Source organism: Leisingera sp. F5 (assembly GCF_001593695.1).
On sequence record NZ_LUKH01000885.1, the window covers coordinates 1 to 1,519 of the forward strand.

Annotated in this window: 1 protein-coding gene; it reads right to left on the reverse strand. The window is 61.0% G+C overall.

What is annotated here, in order from left to right; all coding sequences use genetic code 11:
- Positions 1–204: 204 nt before the first annotated feature.
- A partial coding sequence (gene purF, locus A2I95_RS37080; protein WP_291737470.1) for an amidophosphoribosyltransferase occupies positions 205–1,519 on the reverse strand: 1,315 nt, incomplete at its 5' end.

The following is a 1,519-nucleotide window of genomic DNA, read 5'->3' on the forward strand; positions in this document are numbered from 1 at the left end:
GCAAAGGTAGCGCCGCAGCAGCGGCACTGGCGCGGAGAGGTCAGCATGCGGGCAAGATGCGCGTCCAAAAGGCGGCCTTTCATCTGGAAGCATAGGAAAAGGCGCGGGCCGTCACGGCCAGCGCCTCCCCATGCACTGTTGGCGGCCCTCATACGCGGATGCGGCCGGAAGTTCAAACCCCCATGGACCGCGGGGACGCCAGCCTCAGCCGGTGGCTAGTTTCGAGGCATTCCAGGAGGCGCCGGGGGCCGGCATGTCCTGGATCTTGGCGCTGACCCGGCTGCTGCCTTCCAGCGCATCCAGGTATTCAGCCGTTACCCCGGTGACGTAATTGCCGTCAAAGCAGGAGCAGTCAAATCCCTGGATGTCCGGGTTGCCTTCCTGCGCCGCCCAGATCAGGTCTTCGAGCCTCTGATAAAACAGCGCGTCCGCCCCCAGCTCTTCGCGGATTTCGTCGATGCTGAGGCCATTTGCGATCAGCTCATGCTTGGTCGGCATGTCGATGCCATAGACGTTCGGGTATTTCACCGGCGGTGAGGCAGAGGCGATATAGACCTTCTTGGCGCCCGCATCGCGGCACATTTGCACAATCTTTTTAATCGTGTTGCCGCGCACAATGGAATCGTCAATCAGCAGCACGTTGCGGCCCTTGAACTCCAGCGGGATGGCATTCAGCTTGCGGCGCACCGATTTCTGGCGTTCCGCTTGGCCCGGCATGATGAAGGTCCGGCCCACATAACGGTTCTTCACCAGCCCTTCGCGGTAGCGGATGCCGGTGGAGTTGGCGACTTCCAGCGCCACGGGGCGTGCCGAATCAGGTACCGGGATGATGCTGTCGATTTCCAGTCCCGCGTCCTGGATCTGCTTGGCCAGCGCCTGGCCCATGCGCAGCTGGGTCTTGTAGACGGAAACACCGTCCATCATCGAATCAGGCCGCGCCAGATAGACATATTCAAAGATGCAGGGTGTCAGCTTGCCCTCGACCGCCTGGAAGCTGTGCATGTTGCCGTCGAGATCAACAAGAATGGCCTCGCCCGGCTTTACGTCGCGGATCTTTTCAAAGCCGTTGATGCCGAACGCCACGTCTTCAGAGGCAAAGCAGAAATCCTCGCCGCCGCTTTGTGCCGGGCGTCTGCCCACGGACAGCGGGCGGATGCCATTGGGGTCGCGGAACGCCAGCATGCCGACACCGGCGATCATGCACAGCACCGAATAGGCGCCCTGGATCCGCTCCATGGTCATCTTCACACCGGCAAAGATGTTGCGGACCGGCTCGGCATTACCGTTGACCTTGATCGCGTCAGCCACCTTGTCGGCCAGCACGTTCAGCATGATTTCGGAATCGGAGGTGGTGCGCAGATGGCGGCTGTATTTGCCGGTCACCTTCTCGCGCTGCTCGGCAGTATTGGTGATATTGCCGTTGTGAACCAGATAGATACCATAAGGCGCGTTCACAAAAAACGGCTGTGCTTCGGCCGCACTCAGCGAGCCCGCGGTGGGATAGCGGACATGGCCGATG